General features: G+C 66.8%; 15 protein-coding genes. 13 read left to right on the plus strand and 2 right to left on the minus strand.

Going from position 1 to position 15,030, the window contains the following annotated elements:
* Positions 1-520: 520 nt before the first annotated feature.
* The 6 genes from queF (at position 521) to M2421_RS20300 (ending at position 6,547) form a co-directional block, all read left to right on the plus strand.
* Entirely contained in the window at positions 521-1,339 is an 819-nt protein-coding gene (gene queF, locus M2421_RS20275; RefSeq protein ID WP_259210165.1) for an NADPH-dependent 7-cyano-7-deazaguanine reductase QueF, read from the plus strand.
* 236 nt (positions 1,340-1,575) lie between these two features.
* Complete coding sequence (locus tag M2421_RS20280) at positions 1,576-1,869, plus strand: LysM peptidoglycan-binding domain-containing protein (protein ID WP_259210166.1); 294 nt, start codon at positions 1,576-1,578, stop codon at positions 1,867-1,869.
* A 42-nt stretch (positions 1,870-1,911) separates the two neighbouring features.
* On the plus strand, positions 1,912-2,418 hold the full coding sequence (locus tag M2421_RS20285; RefSeq protein ID WP_259210167.1) for a hypothetical protein: 507 nt from the start codon (positions 1,912-1,914) through the stop codon (positions 2,416-2,418).
* Positions 2,419-2,555: 137 nt separating this feature from the next.
* The gene (locus M2421_RS20290) at positions 2,556-3,437 is read left to right on the plus strand and encodes an RHS repeat-associated core domain-containing protein (RefSeq protein ID WP_259210168.1); all 882 of its coding nucleotides are present in this window, start codon (positions 2,556-2,558) and stop codon (positions 3,435-3,437) included.
* A 2-nt stretch (positions 3,438-3,439) separates the two neighbouring features.
* Positions 3,440-4,003 carry a hypothetical protein gene (locus M2421_RS20295; protein WP_259210169.1) on the plus strand — a complete coding sequence of 188 codons (564 nt, stop codon included), beginning with the start codon at positions 3,440-3,442 and terminating at the stop codon, positions 4,001-4,003.
* A gap of 318 nt (positions 4,004-4,321) precedes the next feature.
* Positions 4,322-6,547 carry an NADP-dependent isocitrate dehydrogenase gene (locus M2421_RS20300; protein WP_259210170.1) on the plus strand — a complete coding sequence of 742 codons (2,226 nt, stop codon included), beginning with the start codon at positions 4,322-4,324 and terminating at the stop codon, positions 6,545-6,547.
* A 72-nt stretch (positions 6,548-6,619) separates the two neighbouring features.
* Here M2421_RS20300 and M2421_RS20305 read toward each other — a convergent pair whose 3' ends face one another.
* Positions 6,620-6,946 carry a hypothetical protein gene (locus M2421_RS20305; protein ID WP_259210171.1) on the minus strand — a complete coding sequence of 109 codons (327 nt, stop codon included), beginning with the start codon at positions 6,944-6,946 and terminating at the stop codon, positions 6,620-6,622.
* A gap of 337 nt (positions 6,947-7,283) precedes the next feature.
* On the opposite strand from M2421_RS20305, the gene M2421_RS20310 reads away from it, so the two are divergent.
* The 7 genes from M2421_RS20310 to M2421_RS20340 all read left to right on the plus strand — a co-directional run bounded on the left by M2421_RS20310 (position 7,284) and on the right by M2421_RS20340 (position 13,359).
* On the plus strand, positions 7,284-8,237 hold the full coding sequence (locus M2421_RS20310; RefSeq protein WP_259210172.1) for a hypothetical protein: 954 nt from the start codon (positions 7,284-7,286) through the stop codon (positions 8,235-8,237).
* A gap of 2 nt (positions 8,238-8,239) precedes the next feature.
* On the plus strand, positions 8,240-8,788 hold the full coding sequence (locus tag M2421_RS20315; RefSeq protein WP_259210173.1) for an ATP/GTP-binding protein: 549 nt from the start codon (positions 8,240-8,242) through the stop codon (positions 8,786-8,788).
* Complete coding sequence (locus M2421_RS20320; RefSeq protein ID WP_259210174.1) at positions 8,781-9,269, plus strand: roadblock/LC7 domain-containing protein; 489 nt, start codon at positions 8,781-8,783, stop codon at positions 9,267-9,269. The genes M2421_RS20315 and M2421_RS20320 overlap by 8 nt, the downstream gene beginning before the upstream one ends.
* Complete coding sequence (locus tag M2421_RS20325; protein WP_038685821.1) at positions 9,245-9,604, plus strand: hypothetical protein; 360 nt, start codon at positions 9,245-9,247, stop codon at positions 9,602-9,604. The genes M2421_RS20320 and M2421_RS20325 overlap by 25 nt, the downstream gene beginning before the upstream one ends.
* Positions 9,605-9,739: 135 nt before the next feature.
* The gene (aceK, locus tag M2421_RS20330) at positions 9,740-11,461 is read left to right on the plus strand and encodes a bifunctional isocitrate dehydrogenase kinase/phosphatase (protein WP_259210175.1); all 1,722 of its coding nucleotides are present in this window, start codon (positions 9,740-9,742) and stop codon (positions 11,459-11,461) included.
* 57 nt (positions 11,462-11,518) lie between these two features.
* The gene (locus M2421_RS20335) at positions 11,519-12,397 is read left to right on the plus strand and encodes an energy transducer TonB (protein ID WP_259210176.1); all 879 of its coding nucleotides are present in this window, start codon (positions 11,519-11,521) and stop codon (positions 12,395-12,397) included.
* An 89-nt stretch (positions 12,398-12,486) separates the two neighbouring features.
* Entirely contained in the window at positions 12,487-13,359 is an 873-nt protein-coding gene (locus tag M2421_RS20340) for an energy transducer TonB (RefSeq protein WP_259210178.1), read from the plus strand.
* 64 nt (positions 13,360-13,423) lie between these two features.
* Here the strand turns inward: M2421_RS20340 and M2421_RS20345 are convergent, their stop codons facing one another.
* Positions 13,424-14,992: a sensor domain-containing diguanylate cyclase gene (locus M2421_RS20345; protein WP_259210180.1), complete on the minus strand. Its 1,569-nt coding sequence runs from the start codon at positions 14,990-14,992 to the stop codon at positions 13,424-13,426.
* Between the last annotated feature and the right edge of the window lie 38 nt (positions 14,993-15,030).

Here is a 15,030-nt window from a genome sequence, read left to right on the forward strand (position 1 = left end):
GCGGGCCCGGGCCTTCCCCATACCTGGGGGGTTTGTTGGGCCCCACCCCCCCCCCCCCCCGGCCCCCCCCCCCCCCCCCCGCCCCACCCCCGGACAGTTGGCTGGTGACGGATGGGACGGCGAAGCCGAAGCCGGAGCCGAAGCCGGAGCCGGATCCAGAGCCAGAGCCGGAGCCGGAGCACCCAGGGCACGCCTTGAACCCATGTTTGGGGGACAGGGGCACCGCCACCCCACCCCGGCTCCCCCTGGACCGTTGGCTGGTGACGGATGGGACAGCGAAGCCGAAGCCTGAGCTGGAGCCGGAGCCGGAGCACCCAGGGCACGCCTTGAACCCATGTTTGGGGGACAGGGGCACCGCCACCCCACCCCGGCTCCCCCCGGACCGTTGGCTGGTGACGGGCGGGGAGGCCGAAGCAGGGCAGCCAGCGGAGGTCCCGGCCATTGGCCGGGGCGAGGCTCGGTACTGACCAGGTGGCGGCAGGTGTCGGACGTGGCTCGGCCACCAGCGTAAAATGGGCGGATGAATACCCCCCAGGACTCCAGCCTCGGTCGCGAGGTTGCTTACCCGTCGCAGTACGATCCCGCGCTGCTGTTTCCCATTCCGCGCCGTGGCGCGCGTGAAGAGATCGGGCTGGACGAGGCGGCGCTGCCGTTCGTCGGGCACGACCGTTGGCAGGCCTATGAGCTGAGCTGGCTGGACCGGCGCGGCAAGCCTCGGGTGGCGGTGGCCACGATCAGCGTGCCGTGCACGTCGCCGAACCTGATCGAATCCAAGTCGTTCAAGCTGTACCTCAATTCGCTCAACAGTACGCGTTTCGATGATGACGAGGCGGCGCGGCTGCGCATGGTGACCGATCTGTCGACGTGCGCAGGCGCGGTGGTGACGGTGCGCTTCGGGGTGCCGGTGCTGGTGGAGGATGCCGAGGGCGAGTCGCTGGACGACCTGGACGTGGCGATCGAGTGCTACGGCCCGCCGGCGCCGGGGTTCCTGTCGGCGGATGCGTCGCAGATCGTCACCGAGACGCTGAGCTCGGCGCTGCTCAAGTCCAATTGTCCGGTGACCGGGCAGCCGGACTGGGCCAGTGTGAGCCTCCGGTACCACGGGCCGCAGATCGACCGCGAGGGGCTGTTGAAGTACCTGGTCAGCTACCGCGAACACGCCGAGTTCCACGAGCAGTGCGTGGAGCGGATCTTCAGCGAAATCACCCAGCGCTGCGCACCGCAGTGGCTGGAAGTGGAAGCGCGCTACACCCGCCGCGGCGGCCTGGACATCAACCCGTGGCGGGCCAGCCCGGGCATCGATCTGCCGGCCCGCACCGTGCGCGACCTGCGCCAGTAACCGGCTGCCGGCCAGTGGCCGGCAACGGGCCGCCGCCGCCCCGGCCCGCCCGGGGCTGGGGGACCGCCACGCCCTGCGTGGCTGCGTGGGCGGCCTGACCTGATGGGTCCAGTCACACAGGGCGTGGCGCCGCCGTCGCCCCTCGTTCCGCACGTCTTCACATCCACGCCATGTCTCATTAACACGGGCTGTGACACCGTGCCTCCCATGTCGTCAATGAAGACGGGAGCGTGTGGATGAGTACCGATAAGAAAGCCGATTTCTCCGGTGTCACCTCGAGCGTGGACAGTACCGCGCAGAAGGTGGAAAAGGCTGATTTCTCCGGCGTCACCTCATCGGTGGATACCACCGCCGAGAAGGTGGGAGGCACCTACACCGTACAGAAGGGCGACTCGCTGTCGAAGATCGCCAAACAGGAGCTGGGCGACGCCAACGCCTGGCAGAAAATCTTCGAGGCCAACCGTGATGTGCTGGACGACCCGGACAAGATCTTCCCGGGCCAGACCCTCAAGTTGCCGCCCAAAGGCTGAGTCGTTCCACTTGCATTCCACAGATTCCCAGGGAGGAATTCCATGAAGAAGACGTCCATCAGTACCGCCGTACTCGCTGCCTTGCTGGCCACCGTTGCGCTGGTCGGTTGCAAGAAGAAAGAAGACACCGCCGACAATAATGCGCAGCCCGCCGCGGCGACCACGCCGGCTGCGCCGGAACCGATGACCCAGGCCGCGCCGCAGCCGATGGCCGCTGCTGCCGGGGTGACCGTGTCCACCGTCACCGTGGGCAAGACCGCTGCCGCCGACAAGAGCGTGGCCACCACGGCGCTGTTCGCCCCGAAGGACGACATCATCGTGTCGGTCCGCACCGACGGTGCCGCCAGCAACGCCAATGTCGGCGCCAAGCTGACCTTCCAGGATGGCCAGGTGGCCGGTGAGAACTCGCAGACGCTGAACACCACGGCGGCCGAGACCACCAACATCACCTTCAAGAATGCCAAGGGCTGGCCGGCGGGCAAGTACCGCGCGGAAGTCACGGTAGATGGTAAGGCGGCCGGAACGCCGCAAGAGTTCGAGGTCAAGTAAGCCCGCGCCGACTCTCTCCCGGCAACAGGCTCACGATGGACGCAGCCGCGAGGCTGCGTCTTTTTTATTTGAACTAGTAGTTGCGGTCGGAACTGTGTTAAGTGTTGCTCTCAGGTAAGAGCTCTCAGGAAGAGAAAATGAGTGTTGCTAGGTTGCTGCCGCTTCTGATGGTCCCGGTAATTTTTCCGGCAAATGCTCAAAAAGTGACGTACATACATACCGATGCTTTGGGTAGTCCGGTCGCAACTACGGATGAGCAGGGCAATCTACTCGAGCGATTCGCATATGAGCCTTTTGGCCATCCCGTTGGCGACGGTGATTCTGATGGGCCTGCATTTGCGGGCCATGTACGAGATGGTTCGACCGGCTTAAGCTACATGCAACAGCGATACTACGCACCTGACGTAGGGCTGTTTCTCAGCGTGGATCCTGTCACGCCCCATGGTGGCCGGCCGTCCCAGTTCAATAGATACCGCTACGCGAATGGGAACCCGTATTCCTTCACGGATCCAGACGGGCGCGTTGCGATCGTAACGCGCATGAAGGATGGATCTATAAACATAGATTTTCCTACCAAATTCACCGGCGCTGCCGCGTCGCCAGAGAACGTTGCGACCTTCAAGGAACAGGTGTCTTCGATGTCTGGCACATACAGCGTGGATGGCAAGCAAACCCGCGTCACAGTGGGGGTTTCGGACATCACCAAAAAGACGCCGCGCTCAGCTAGAAATGAGGTCAAGCTCGTTGAGGGTGAGACATCTCACCCAACAGGCAGAAGTTTCGCGGAGCTTGGTGGAAAACGCAGTGAGATCAACGTTCTTGATCGATTTTCAAGGGGTGTTGTTCCTCATGAAGTAGGCCATCTTGGCGGCGTGGATGACCTTTATGACAAAACTACTGGTCGGCCTGACCCAGCCCGAGGAAATGGGGTGATGAATAGAGTTCCTGGAATCGTCGATGATTTCCTGATTAACGGAATGATCGAGTCCAGTTCAAATGTTCAAAAACGGGAACGATAGGTATGAAGAGCTTCTATCGCTACGTCAGTCTTATCGCCGTCTTGGCGCCGCTTTCATCCTCCGCGCAAGATGCAAACCTCTGGGCCTACAGCTGCGACCACTTTCTCCATGGCGCCTGCTTGCGAATTCCCAGTGGGATGTCAGTGAATTACGAGGCGCCTGCGGACTTTGGACTCCATCGCGTGCAGGTGGAGGGGCGTGAGGTCGTACTTGTATACGAGGGGGATGCACCCAGTAGACGGCCAGCAGACACCCCCGCAGATCTGAAGCTGACTGCTCCCGGCTATCAGCTCTATGCGTTCAAGGTGAGCGAGGGAAAATCAGTTCGCTACGACCTGCACGTTTCTTCCGCCAAGTCAGAGGTGATGCCGTTGCACTTGGTGGCAAGAACGACAGGCGCAGTGGAGCAAGCTGCCTTGGCTGCAGTGCTTGGTGGCTTCCGTGTATGCAGTTTCAAACGAAATCGCACCGATCAGACGCTTGTGTGCCCCAGGCGCAGTATGTGGGGACAGGCGCTTTCCGAGTGGGCAACTGGCAAAGCTTCCGCGAAGGCGCCGACGGACTGAGTCTCCGACGATACACGCACACATCCAAGCCTGCACCGAACCCGGTCTGACGCCACTTTCGCGCCCGCCGCCATCTGGCCGCCAACCGCCGCGTAGATCGATGTGTTCCAATACGTTTGCGTATGGTCCGGCTTTGCTCCCGAGAGCTGAAAACGCGACAATGCGGGGGTTTCCCGCCGCACGCACCGCTGGGTGGCGCGCTCCTCGGGGAAAGTGCGGGCCACGCTCTGCGGTGCCCTGCGCGCGACACGGTTGCACGCGGCCCGGCATCGCCGTCGGCCATCATTCACGAGATCCGCAAGAGAGCCCTGATCCCCCATGTCCAGTTCGCCCAAGATTCTCTACACGCTCACCGATGAAGCCCCGTTCCTGGCGACCCAGTCGCTGCTGCCGATCGTCGAGGCCTACACCGCCACCGCCGGCATCGCCGTTGAAACCCGCGATATCTCGCTGTCCGGCCGCATCCTGGCGCTGTTCCCGGATTACCTGAAGGACGACCAGAAGGAGGCCGACCACCTGGCCGAGCTGGGCCAGCTGGCGACCACCCCGGACGCCAACATCATCAAGCTGCCCAACATCAGCGCCTCGGTGCCGCAGCTGAAGGCGGCGATCAAGGAACTGCAGGACCAGGGCTTCGCGTTGCCGAACTACCCGGACGTGCCGACCGACGACGTCTCGCGCGACATCAAGGCGCGCTACGACAAGGTCAAGGGCAGCGCGGTCAACCCGGTGCTGCGCGAAGGCAACTCGGACCGCCGTGCGCCGCTGTCGGTGAAGAACTACGCGCGCAAGCACCCGCACCGCATGGGCAAGTGGTCCACCGAATCCAAGTCGCACGTCTCGCACATGGACGGCGGCGATTTCTACGGCAGCGAAAAGTCGGCCACGCTGGCCAGCGCCGGCAGCCTGAAGATCGAGCTGCAGCAGGCCGATGGCACGACCGTCGTGCTGAAGGAAAAGACCGCGGTCAAGGCCGGCGAGATCGTCGATGCGGCGGTGATGAGCCGCAACGCGCTGGCTTCGTTCGTGCAGGCGCAGATCGCCGATGCCAAGGCCAAGGGCGTGCTGTTCTCGCTGCACCTCAAGGCCACCATGATGAAGGTCTCCGACCCGATCATGTTCGGCGTGGTCGTCGAAGAGTTCTACAAGGACGTGCTGACCAAGCACGCAGACGTGCTCAAGCAGGCCGGTTTCGATCCCAACAACGGCATCGGCGACCTGTTCGCGCGCCTGCCGCAGCTGCCCGACGCCACCCAGGAAGCGATCAAGGCCGACCTCGCAGCCGAGTACGGCAAGCGCCCGGGCCTGGCCATGGTCAATTCCGACAAGGGCATCACCAACCTGCACGTGCCGAGCGATGTGATCGTCGACGCCTCGATGCCGGCGATGATCCGTGACTCGGGCGGCATGTGGAACGCCGAAGGCAAGCTGCAGGACACCAAGGCGGTCATCCCGGACCGTTGCTACGCCGGTGTGTACCAGGCGGTGATCGATGATTGCCGCACCCACGGTGCGTTCGACCCGGCCACCATGGGCTCGGTGCCCAACGTGGGCCTGATGGCGCAGAAGGCCGAGGAATACGGCTCGCACGACAAGACCTTCCAGATCCCGGCCGATGGCACCGTGCGCGTTACCGACGAGGCCGGCAACGTGGTCTTCGAGCATGCCGTGCAGACCGGCGACATCTGGCGCATGTGCCAGACCAAGGACGCCCCGATCCAGGACTGGGTCAAGCTGGCCGTGAACCGCGCCCGCCTGAGCAGCACCCCGGCGGTGTTCTGGCTGGATGCCAGCCGCGCCCACGATGCGCAGGTGATCGCCAAGGTCGAAACCTACCTGAAGGACCACGACACCACCGGCCTGGATATCCGCATCCTGGCCCCCGTGGAAGCGACGGCCTTCTCGCTGGACCGCATCCGCAAGGGCGAGGACACCATCTCGGTGACCGGCAACGTGCTGCGCGACTACCTGACCGACCTGTTCCCGATCATGGAGCTGGGCACCAGCGCCAAGATGCTGTCGATCGTGCCGCTGATGGCCGGTGGCGGCCTGTTCGAGACCGGTGCCGGTGGTTCGGCGCCCAAGCACGTGCAGCAGTTCGTGGAAGAGGACTACCTGCGCTGGGATTCGCTGGGCGAGTTCCTGGCCCTGGCGGCCTCGCTGGAACACCTGGGCAACCGCTACGACAATGCGGGCGCAACCGTGCTGGCCAAGACCCTGGACCAGGCCAACGGCCAGTTCCTGGACAACGACAAGTCGCCCTCGCGCAAGCTCGGTGGCATCGACAACCGCGGCAGCCACTTCTACATCGCGCTGTACTGGGCCCAGGCCCTGGCCGCGCAGGATGACGATGCCGCGCTGAAGGCCCGCTTCGCTCCGCTGGCCAAGGCACTGGCCGACAACGAACAGAAGATCGTTGAAGAGCTGGCCGCGGTGCAGGGTAAGCCGGTGGACATCGGCGGTTACTACCGTCCGGACGTGGCCAAGGCGGCGGCGGCGATGCGTCCGAGCGCGACCCTCAACAGTGCGCTGGCCGCGCTGTAAGCTCCGCCTGCCGCACACGCGGTGATGGACGAAGAACCCGCGCCTCGGCGCGGGTTTTTTGTGCGCGGCGCACTAGCGGCGGTGCTGGCGCGGTGGCGTCGGGAACAGGGCCAGGATGCTGTCCACCGCGACGTCCAGCTGGTCCACGTCGCCCCCTCGACGGGCCACCTCGGCGCGGATGTACGCCTCCAGGTCCGACGGTGCGCACATGCCCGCCATGCAGAACTGGTCCATCAACGCGCTCCCTGCCGCGCAGTCCAGCCCGCGCCTGCACGCCGCGATCTGCCACGCATGACCCGCCACCTCGCCGCGGGTGAAGTCCACGGCCTCGTCCCCACCAGCCTCGTGGCGCATGTCGCCCAGGTAGAGCATCGCGGTGGGATCATCGGCCGCCACCACCTGTTCGATCAGGGTCAGGTAGGCGGCGTGTGTGGATCGGGTCCGGTTCGCCCCGTTGCAGCCAGATGATCGAGGCGACGTCGCCGTTGAGGGCGGCCATCGCCCGCCACCTCGGCAAGCGTGACGATGGTCGTGCCCGGGTCTCCGGCATGAAGGCCGCGTCAACGCGAATGGAACGGAACTTGCCTTGTCGCGACGGCGTCCGGACGGCCGCGCACGGTGCGCAAACGTCAACTCAATCTGTGCGATCCATCACTTATAGGCCGATATCGATGGCATAGCCTATCGACGATCTTTTCTGCAGTAAGTGTGAACTCTCACAGCGCAGGGGAAGGCGATGGCCAGGGTGCTGGTGGTTGGATCGGATATCCAGGGGGAGCACGCCTTGCTGCAGCGCCTGCGTGCGGCGGCGGCGTTGCCGGCCGATACCGTGCGCAGTTGCCGCGATCTGGACGATTGCGACCTGCTGGTGATCAAGGACACGCCCGCGCTGCGCAACGCGGCGATGCGGATGGTGCGCGAGCGGCCCAGGATCCAGTTCTGGATCGAAGACCAGCATGGCCACCTGCGGCATGGGCAGGGCGATGAACATGCCGTGCTCGACGACCACGCGATCGAGCATGCACTGCGGCAGATGCCGGCGGTATCGGCGCCGATCGAGGAGCCCATTGCGGCGCGCGCGGCCAAGGCCATCACCCGCGCGCTGCGCGAGAGCCTGCAGTCGCGGCATGGGCATGCCGTGCTTGCCCTGGATGGGTTGCCGTTGCTGCTGCTGGACTTCGAGCAGGACCAGATGGTGGTGCCCGATGGCAGCGGCAATGCCGAACTGGCGCAACTGCTGTCCGATGACTTCGAGCGCCTGGCACTGCACGGTATTGCGGCCAAGCGCTACCAGCAGCTGGCCGGCGACCTGCCGCGCCAGTCCTTGCGCCCGCTGTTGTGGCAATGGGGCCAGCACCCGGCGCACTGGGACGACCTGGATGCACGCCTGCAGCGGCACGCGCGCGTGCGCCTGTTGCGCTGGCCGGATTTCCGCGTACTGGGCCACCAGCACGACAGCTTCCGGCTGTGTTCGCTGCTGCTCAAGCGCGCCTGCAGCGTGGACGAATGCGCCTCGCTGCTGGACATTTCCGGTGCCGCGGTGCGTGCGTTCGTGCACCCGGCCTACCTGTGCGGCTACGCCGCGCTGGAGCCGGCGGCAGAGGGCAGCCGGCTGGCCAGCGTGGCCAGCGAAGGCGGCGGGCTGCTGGCCCGGATGTGGCGCAGCGTGCGCCAGCGTGGCGGGGGCTGAGCATGCGCGAACACAAGATCGTGGTGCTCGGCAGCATGGGCAGCGGCAAGTCGACGCTGGTGCGCGCGATCGCGGCCGGCGCGGTGATCGACACCGATGTGCACAACAGCGACCGCCAGGGCGCCGACAAGGCCTCGACCACCGTGGCCATGGACTATGCCGACATCGACCTGCCCAACGGCGACCGGTTGCGCCTGTACGGCACGCCCGGGCAGCAGCGGTTCGACTTCCTGTGGCCGATCCTGCTGCAGGGCGCGAGCGGGGTGGTGCTGCTGCTCGACGCCACCCGCGGCACGGCGATCGCCGAGCTGGAGGCCTACCTGGGCGTGCTGCTGCAGCACGCCGCGCAGGTGCCGGCGGTGATCGGGGTATCGCGGCTGGACCTGGCCCCGCAGTTCGACCTGGAGGCCTGCGCGGTCCGGGCCGGGCGCGAGGGGCGCTGGTTGCCGGTGGTGCCGCTGGATGCGCGTGACCGCGAACAGGGGCTGTGCCTGATGGACGTGCTGATGAGCGAGATGGAAGCCGGGGCACTGGTGGCGGCGCATGGCTGACGGACACGAGGTGCGCGGCCTGGATGCCGCACTGCGGACGCGCCTGGCCGGTCACCTGCAGCGCTTTGCCGACGACATCAACGGCGTGCGCAGCGTGGTGCTGGCCAGCGTGGATGGCTTCGCCCTGGTGCCGGCGGCCGGCACCCATGGCAACGGCGAACGGTTGGCGGCGATGACCAGCGCGATGTTGGCCCTGGCCGCGGCAGTCGGGCGCGAGCTGGCGCTGGGCGAGCTGGAGGTGCTGATGCTCGAGGCCGACGGCGGCAAGGTGCTGATGCTGGCGTTGCCTGCCGAGCCGGCCCCCCTGCTGCTGATGACCGCCTGCGATGCGCGCTGCGTGATCGGCAAGGTGCTGTGGAATGCCAAGGAATGTGGCCGGAACATCATGGCCGAACTCAGCGGATCACGAGCCGATCCGCAGGGGAAGACGGGGCTCGACAACCAACGGGGTGCAACATGGCAGGACTCGACGATACCTTGAACGCGCTGATGACCATCGATGGCGCCCAGGCAGTGGCGCTGGTCGATTACGAGAGCGGCATGCTGCTGGGGGAGGCCGGCTCGGGGATGGACATGGAAGTTGCCGCAGCGGGCAATACCGAAGTGATCCGCGCCAAGATGAAGACGGCGGCCTCGCTCAACCTCAACGACACCATCGAGGACATCCTGATCTCGCTGGGCAAGGCGTACCACATCCTGCGCCCCGTCTCGCGCAAGAAGGGCCTGTTCCTGTACCTGGTGCTGGATCGCAACAAGTCCAACCTGGCGCTGGCGCGGCGCAAGGTGCAGGACGTGGAGGCCGAACTGGCGCTGTAGCCTGCCGCCGCCGGGCGTGGCGCAGTGGCGTCCGGCGGCGCGTCTGTCCGTCCGGTGCAGCCGACCCACGGTCGGCTCTACCCGGGGCGGGGCCGGCTGTCGTATGGTTGGTGCAGGTCTTATGGGTCTGCCCGCATGCGTGGTGCCGATGGTGATGCTCGACTGCTGGCAGGCCTGATCCGCGACGGCTTCGAGGCCTACCACGCGCGCTTCGCGGCAGTGACGCGGCGGGCGCGCGGACGCTTCCAGCGCCGTGACTGGGCCGGTGCGCGGGCCGACGCGGTGGAGCGGATCGGGCTGTACGACCTGTGCATCGCGCAGACCGTGGATGCGGTGCGCCGCGCCGCCGGCGACAGCGTGGGCACCCGCGCGCTGTGGCTACAGATCCGCCCGGCCTATGCGGCGCTGCTGGACGGGCTGATCGATGCCGAGCTGTACAAGACCTTCTACAACACCCTGGCGCGGCGGCTGTTCGCCACCGAGGGCGTGGATGCGGCGATCGAGTTCATGGCGATGGACGTGGAGCCTTCCGACGCCATCACCCACCCGGTGGCGCGGCACAGCTACACGCTGTCGGCCACGCGCCCGGCCGAGGCGATCGTGCGGGTGCTCGGCGACTACCGCTTCGACATCCCCTATGCGCACCAGTTGCGCTGCGCGGCGGCCATCGCGGTGCGCCTGCAGGACGACCTGGCCCACTGGGGCGATTACCCGGTGCGCAGCATCGAACTGCTCGATACCGTGTTTTACCGCGAGCGCCGCGCCTACCTGGTCGGCCGGGTATTTGGCGAGCACCGTTTCTCGCCGTGCGTGATCGCGTTGGTCAACGATGGACAAGGCCTGCGCGCGGAAGCGGTATTGACGGGCCGCCGTGACGTGGCGCATCTGTTTGGCGTATCGCGCAGCTACTTCCAGGCCGACCTGGCCACGGTCGGTGACGCGGTGGTGTTCCTGCGCAGCCTGCTGCCGGCCAAGCCGATCGACGAGATCTACACCGTGCTCGGCCGTGCCAAGCAGGGCAAGACCGAGCGCTACCGCACGTTCTTCCGGCATTTCCAGGAGCAGGCCAGTGAGCAGCTGGTGCATGCCGATGGCACCCCCGGCATGGTCATGGCGGTGTTCACCCTGCCCAGCTACCCGCTGGTGTTCAAGCTGATCCGCGACCGCTTCGCCTGGCCCAAGTCCATGACCCGGAACCAGGTGGAAGAAAAGTACGCGCTGGTGTTCAACCTGGACCGGGTCGGTCGCCTGCTCGACGCGCAGCCATACCGCCACCTGCGTTTTCCGCGTGCGCGGTTTTCCCCGGCCTTGCTGGCGGAACTGCTGGGCCAGTGCAGCGGCAGCGTGCACGCGGAGGGCGATGAGCTGGTGATCGCGCTGTGCTATGTGCAGCGCCGGTTCCGCCCGCTCAACCTGTACCTGCGCGAGCAGGGCAGCGAGGCGCGGCGCCGGGCCGCGCTGGACTATGCGCAGGCGATCACCGACATGGCCCGCAACAACATCTTCCCGGGCGACATGCTGCCCAAGAACTTCGGTGTGTCCCGGCATGGGCGCGCGGTGTTCTACGACTACGACGAGCTGTGCCTGGTCAGCGACTGCCACTTCCGCGCGTGGCCCTCGCCGCGTAACGACGAGGAAGCCCTGGCCGACGAGCCGTGGTTCCAGATCGGCCCGCGCGATGTCTTTCCCGAGCGCTTCTGGATGTTCATGGGCCTGCCGGCCGCCGAGCTGGCGGCGGTTCGCGAGCACTTCGCGCATCTGTTCGACCCGGGCTGGTGGCAGGGCCTGCAGGCGCGCTTCGCTGCGGGTGACTTTCCCGACACCGCGCCGTACGCGTCCAGCCATCGGTTGGCCTGATTGGCGGGCGAGGCGTGCCTGCGCTACGCTTCGATGCATCCACAAGGAGCAGGTGCGATGCGTTCATCCCATATTCTTGCGCTGGCGCTCGCCGTCGGCGCTGCCAGCATGGTCATGCTTCCGGGCGCAGGCGCGCAGAGCCGGAGCCAGGTCCTGCAACAGGCCGAAGCCAGCATGGTGCTCACCGGCCACATCGATATCGGTCCCCAGGGCCAGGTCGAAGGCTTCACCCTGGACAAGCGCGACAAGGTCAATGACGCGCTTGCCGGCTTCGTCGAAGGCCAGGTGCAGCACTGGCGGTTCGAGCCGGTGCAGGTCGACGGCCACCCGGTCAAGGCACGCACGCCGGTCAGCATCCGCCTGGGCGGCAAGGTCACCGACGATGGCCGTCAACAGGTGACGCTGCTGGCGGCCAACTTCGAGCGCTACGACCCGGCCTCCACCGAAGACGTGACCCGGCTGAAGGCGTCGCCGCCGGCCTATCCCAAGGAGGTCTACAGCATCGGAGGGCGCGGCGACGTGCTGCTGCTGGTGCAGGTGGGGCGCGATGGCAAGGTGATCGACGTGGCCACCGAGCAGGTCAATCTGCGCCTGGCCACCAACGAAGCGGTGATGCGCCGGATGCGCGACAAGCTGTCCCAGGTGTCGATGGCGGCGGCGCGCAAATGGACCTTCAGGGTCCCCACCACCGGCGAGCGCAAGGACGATGCCAGCTGGACCATCCGCGTGCCGGTGCACTTCGCCCTCAACGACGACCGCGAGGCACGCTACGGCCGCTGGGATGCCTACATCCCGGGCCCGCGCCAGCAGGCGCCCTGGCGCGCCGACACCGCGCTGGGCGCCGATGCCAACGCGGACCTGCTGCCCGAGGGGGGCGTCTTCATGGCCGACGCGGCCAGCCGGGGCCCGCGGCTGTTGACCCCGCTCGGCGGCTGATCCGGCGCGCCGGTGCGGCGCGGATGTCGCCGAATCGATCGGCCTGATTTGCTAGGCTGTCGGTCCGATCAGGACAAGGAGTCATGGCAATGGCGTCATCGTTGCGTTGGATATTGGTCGCCGGGCTGGGCCTGGCTGGCGTGAGCGCAAGCCCCGGGAGCGTCGAGGCGGCGCCCAGCATGCGGGCGTTGCAGGACCAGGTGGAATCGAGCATGCGGATTCACGGCAGCCTGGATATCGGGGCCGACGGCCACGTGGTCGCGGTGCGCCTGAAGGACGAACAGGCCATCCCCGCCGGCGTGGTCGGCTTCGTCAAGGAATCGATGGCCGGCTGGGCGTTCGAGCCGACGCTGCAGGAGGGCAGGGCGGTGCCCATCACCACGCCGGTCTCGTTGCGCGTGGTCGGCAAGGTGCAGGGCGATGGCAGCGCCCGGATCGAGATCCGCAGCGCCAGTTTCATGGAGTATCGGGAAGACGACCTGACCCGGCCGGCACGGCTGAGCGGTTCGGTGCCGACCTACCCGGTGCGCACCGCCGGTCGCGGTGCCGCCGCCGATGTGTTCCTGCTGATCCAGGTCGGGCGCGATGGAAAGGTGCGCAATGTCGCCGCCGAGCAGGTCAACCTGCGCGTGCTGGTGCCGCCGCGCCAGCTCGACAGGGTCCGCACTGCATTTGCCGACAGCGCCATCCAGGCGGTCCGTGACTGGCAGTTCCGCATCCCCACGCAGGGCCCATTGGCCGATCGCGAGACCTGGGTGGTGCGCTTGCCGGTGCGCTATGCCGATCACTCCCCTTCGCGCGACGTGCCTGCGTGGGAGCCGTATCTGCCTGGCCCTCGCCAGCGGGCGGCATGGCAGCAGCCCGAGCCCGTGGTGGTAGCGCCGGACGCGCTGGGTGACGGCGTGTATGTGGCCGGCGACACGCGCGGGCCGGTCCTCAAGACGGTGCTCGGCCAGGGCTGAGCCACCCCTGTCGGCGTCGCTGTGGATCAGCGGCGCCGGCGTGGCCCCGGCGCCGCCCGCAAGCTCACGCCTGCGGGTACACCACGGTGCGGTTGCGGCCCTGTTCCTTGGCCATGTACAGGGCCTTGTCGGCCAGGCGCAGGGCCTGCTGCGGGTCGTCGTGGTAACTGGGGTAATGGGCCACGCCGAGCGACACCGTCACCGAGCCGACCTCGTCGAACACCTCCGCGGCCACCTGCACGCGCAGGCGCTCGGCGATGCGCGCCGAGGCGTCGGTGTCGATCCCCGGCAGCAGGATCAGGAATTCCTCGCCGCCATTGCGGCACAGCAGGTCGGTATCACGCGAGTCGTCGCGCATCAGCTGCGCGATGCGCAGGATCACGGCATCGCCCACGGCATGGCCGAAGCGGTCGTTGATGGTCTTGAAGCGGTCGATGTCCAGCGCGATGATCCCGAACGGCTGGCCACGCGCCTGCCAGTCCTCCAGCCCCTGCTGCAGCCCCCGGCGGTTCTGCAGGCCGGTGAGCGGGTCGGTCATGCTGGCCCGGTTGAGTTTGCCGATGCGGTCCTGCAGCAGGTTGAAGCTGTACAGCAGGGCCTGCTTGAGGTGGGACACCTCGTAGTACCAGGCGCGGATGCCGGTGACATGGCGGATGGCGATGCCGGTGTCGCGGTTCTGCACGTTGCGGGCCAGTTGCCACAGCGGCAGCGAGATGCGCCGCGCGCACCACCAGGTGACCAGCAGCGACAGCACGCCCAACGGGATGGCGTTCCAGATCACCGAGGTCATCAGGCTCGCCAGCGGTGCCAGGGTTGCCTCGGTGGGGCGTTGCGCCACCACGCCCCAACGCACCGCCGGCACCGGTGCGTACCCGGCGAGCATTTCCACGCCGTGGCTGTTGCGCACCTGCTGCGCGCCGGAATGGCCCTTGCCGACTGCCTGCACCGCCGGGTTCTCCTGCGCAAACTGGCCGACCCGGTCCGGCTCGACGTGGTACAGGATGCGGCCGTTGCGGTCGACCACGTACAGATAGGACCCGTCGCGGTAGTAGTGCTTGCCGAGCAGGGTCTGCAGGATGCTGCGTTCGCGCAGGTAGAGGGTGCCGCTGACATAACCCTTGTACTGGCCCTGCGCGCTGAAGATCGGGTGCGAAATGGCCACGATCAGGCGACCGGTGGCCGACTGGTAGGGGTCGCTGATGAACGGCTCGCGGCGGACCAGCGCTTCCTTGTTGCCCGGGCTGTTGAGGACCACGCCCTGCAGGGCCAGGCTCAGCGGCGAGGTGGCGAGCACGGTGCCGGCCGGGTCCACGATCAACACCGAATTGAAGCTGTTGGTCTGCAGTTGCAGGCGCGCCGCTTCGGCCTCCAGTTCGCCGCGGTCGTGCGCACGCTGGCCCAACGCGGTGGCGCTGTAGGCCAGCTGCTGCTGCGCGGACTGGATGAAATTCTGGGTGGTCTCGGCCAGCTTGCTGGCATACACCCGGTTTGCCTCCAGGGTATTGCCGATCAGCTGTTCGCGCTGCACGCGGTAACTGGCGTGCAGGGCGTTGGCCAGGGCGACCAGCGCACTGAGCAGGGCCAGGGCAAGGATGAGCTTGCCGAGGTTCAGACGGGTGGACAACGGGCGCATGCGGGCGATTCGGACTGGCAGGGTGCTGCGCCAGCCGA

It is taken from the genome of Stenotrophomonas sp. BIGb0135 (assembly GCF_024810105.1).
GTDB lineage: Bacteria > Pseudomonadota > Gammaproteobacteria > Xanthomonadales > Xanthomonadaceae > Stenotrophomonas > Stenotrophomonas maltophilia_AB.

Bases quoted from the DNA above. Each gene is read 5' to 3' on its own strand.
- queF (WP_259210165.1), top strand. From the start codon at position 521: ATGAATACCCCCCAGGACTCCAGCCTCGGTCGCGAGGTTGCTTACCCG.
- M2421_RS20280 (WP_259210166.1), top strand. From the start codon at position 1,576: ATGAGTACCGATAAGAAAGCCGATTTCTCCGGTGTCACCTCGAGCGTG.
- M2421_RS20285 (WP_259210167.1), top strand. From the start codon at position 1,912: ATGAAGAAGACGTCCATCAGTACCGCCGTACTCGCTGCCTTGCTGGCC.
- M2421_RS20290 (WP_259210168.1), top strand. From the start codon at position 2,556: ATGAGTGTTGCTAGGTTGCTGCCGCTTCTGATGGTCCCGGTAATTTTT.
- M2421_RS20295 (WP_259210169.1), top strand. From the start codon at position 3,440: ATGAAGAGCTTCTATCGCTACGTCAGTCTTATCGCCGTCTTGGCGCCG.
- M2421_RS20300 (WP_259210170.1), top strand. From the start codon at position 4,322: ATGTCCAGTTCGCCCAAGATTCTCTACACGCTCACCGATGAAGCCCCG.
- M2421_RS20310 (WP_259210172.1), top strand. From the start codon at position 7,284: ATGGCCAGGGTGCTGGTGGTTGGATCGGATATCCAGGGGGAGCACGCC.
- M2421_RS20315 (WP_259210173.1), top strand. From the start codon at position 8,240: ATGCGCGAACACAAGATCGTGGTGCTCGGCAGCATGGGCAGCGGCAAG.
- M2421_RS20320 (WP_259210174.1), top strand. From the start codon at position 8,781: ATGGCTGACGGACACGAGGTGCGCGGCCTGGATGCCGCACTGCGGACG.
- M2421_RS20325 (WP_038685821.1), top strand. From the start codon at position 9,245: ATGGCAGGACTCGACGATACCTTGAACGCGCTGATGACCATCGATGGC.
- aceK (WP_259210175.1), top strand. From the start codon at position 9,740: ATGCGTGGTGCCGATGGTGATGCTCGACTGCTGGCAGGCCTGATCCGC.
- M2421_RS20335 (WP_259210176.1), top strand. From the start codon at position 11,519: ATGCGTTCATCCCATATTCTTGCGCTGGCGCTCGCCGTCGGCGCTGCC.
- M2421_RS20340 (WP_259210178.1), top strand. From the start codon at position 12,487: ATGGCGTCATCGTTGCGTTGGATATTGGTCGCCGGGCTGGGCCTGGCT.
- M2421_RS20345 (WP_259210180.1), bottom strand. From the start codon at position 14,992: ATGCGCCCGTTGTCCACCCGTCTGAACCTCGGCAAGCTCATCCTTGCC.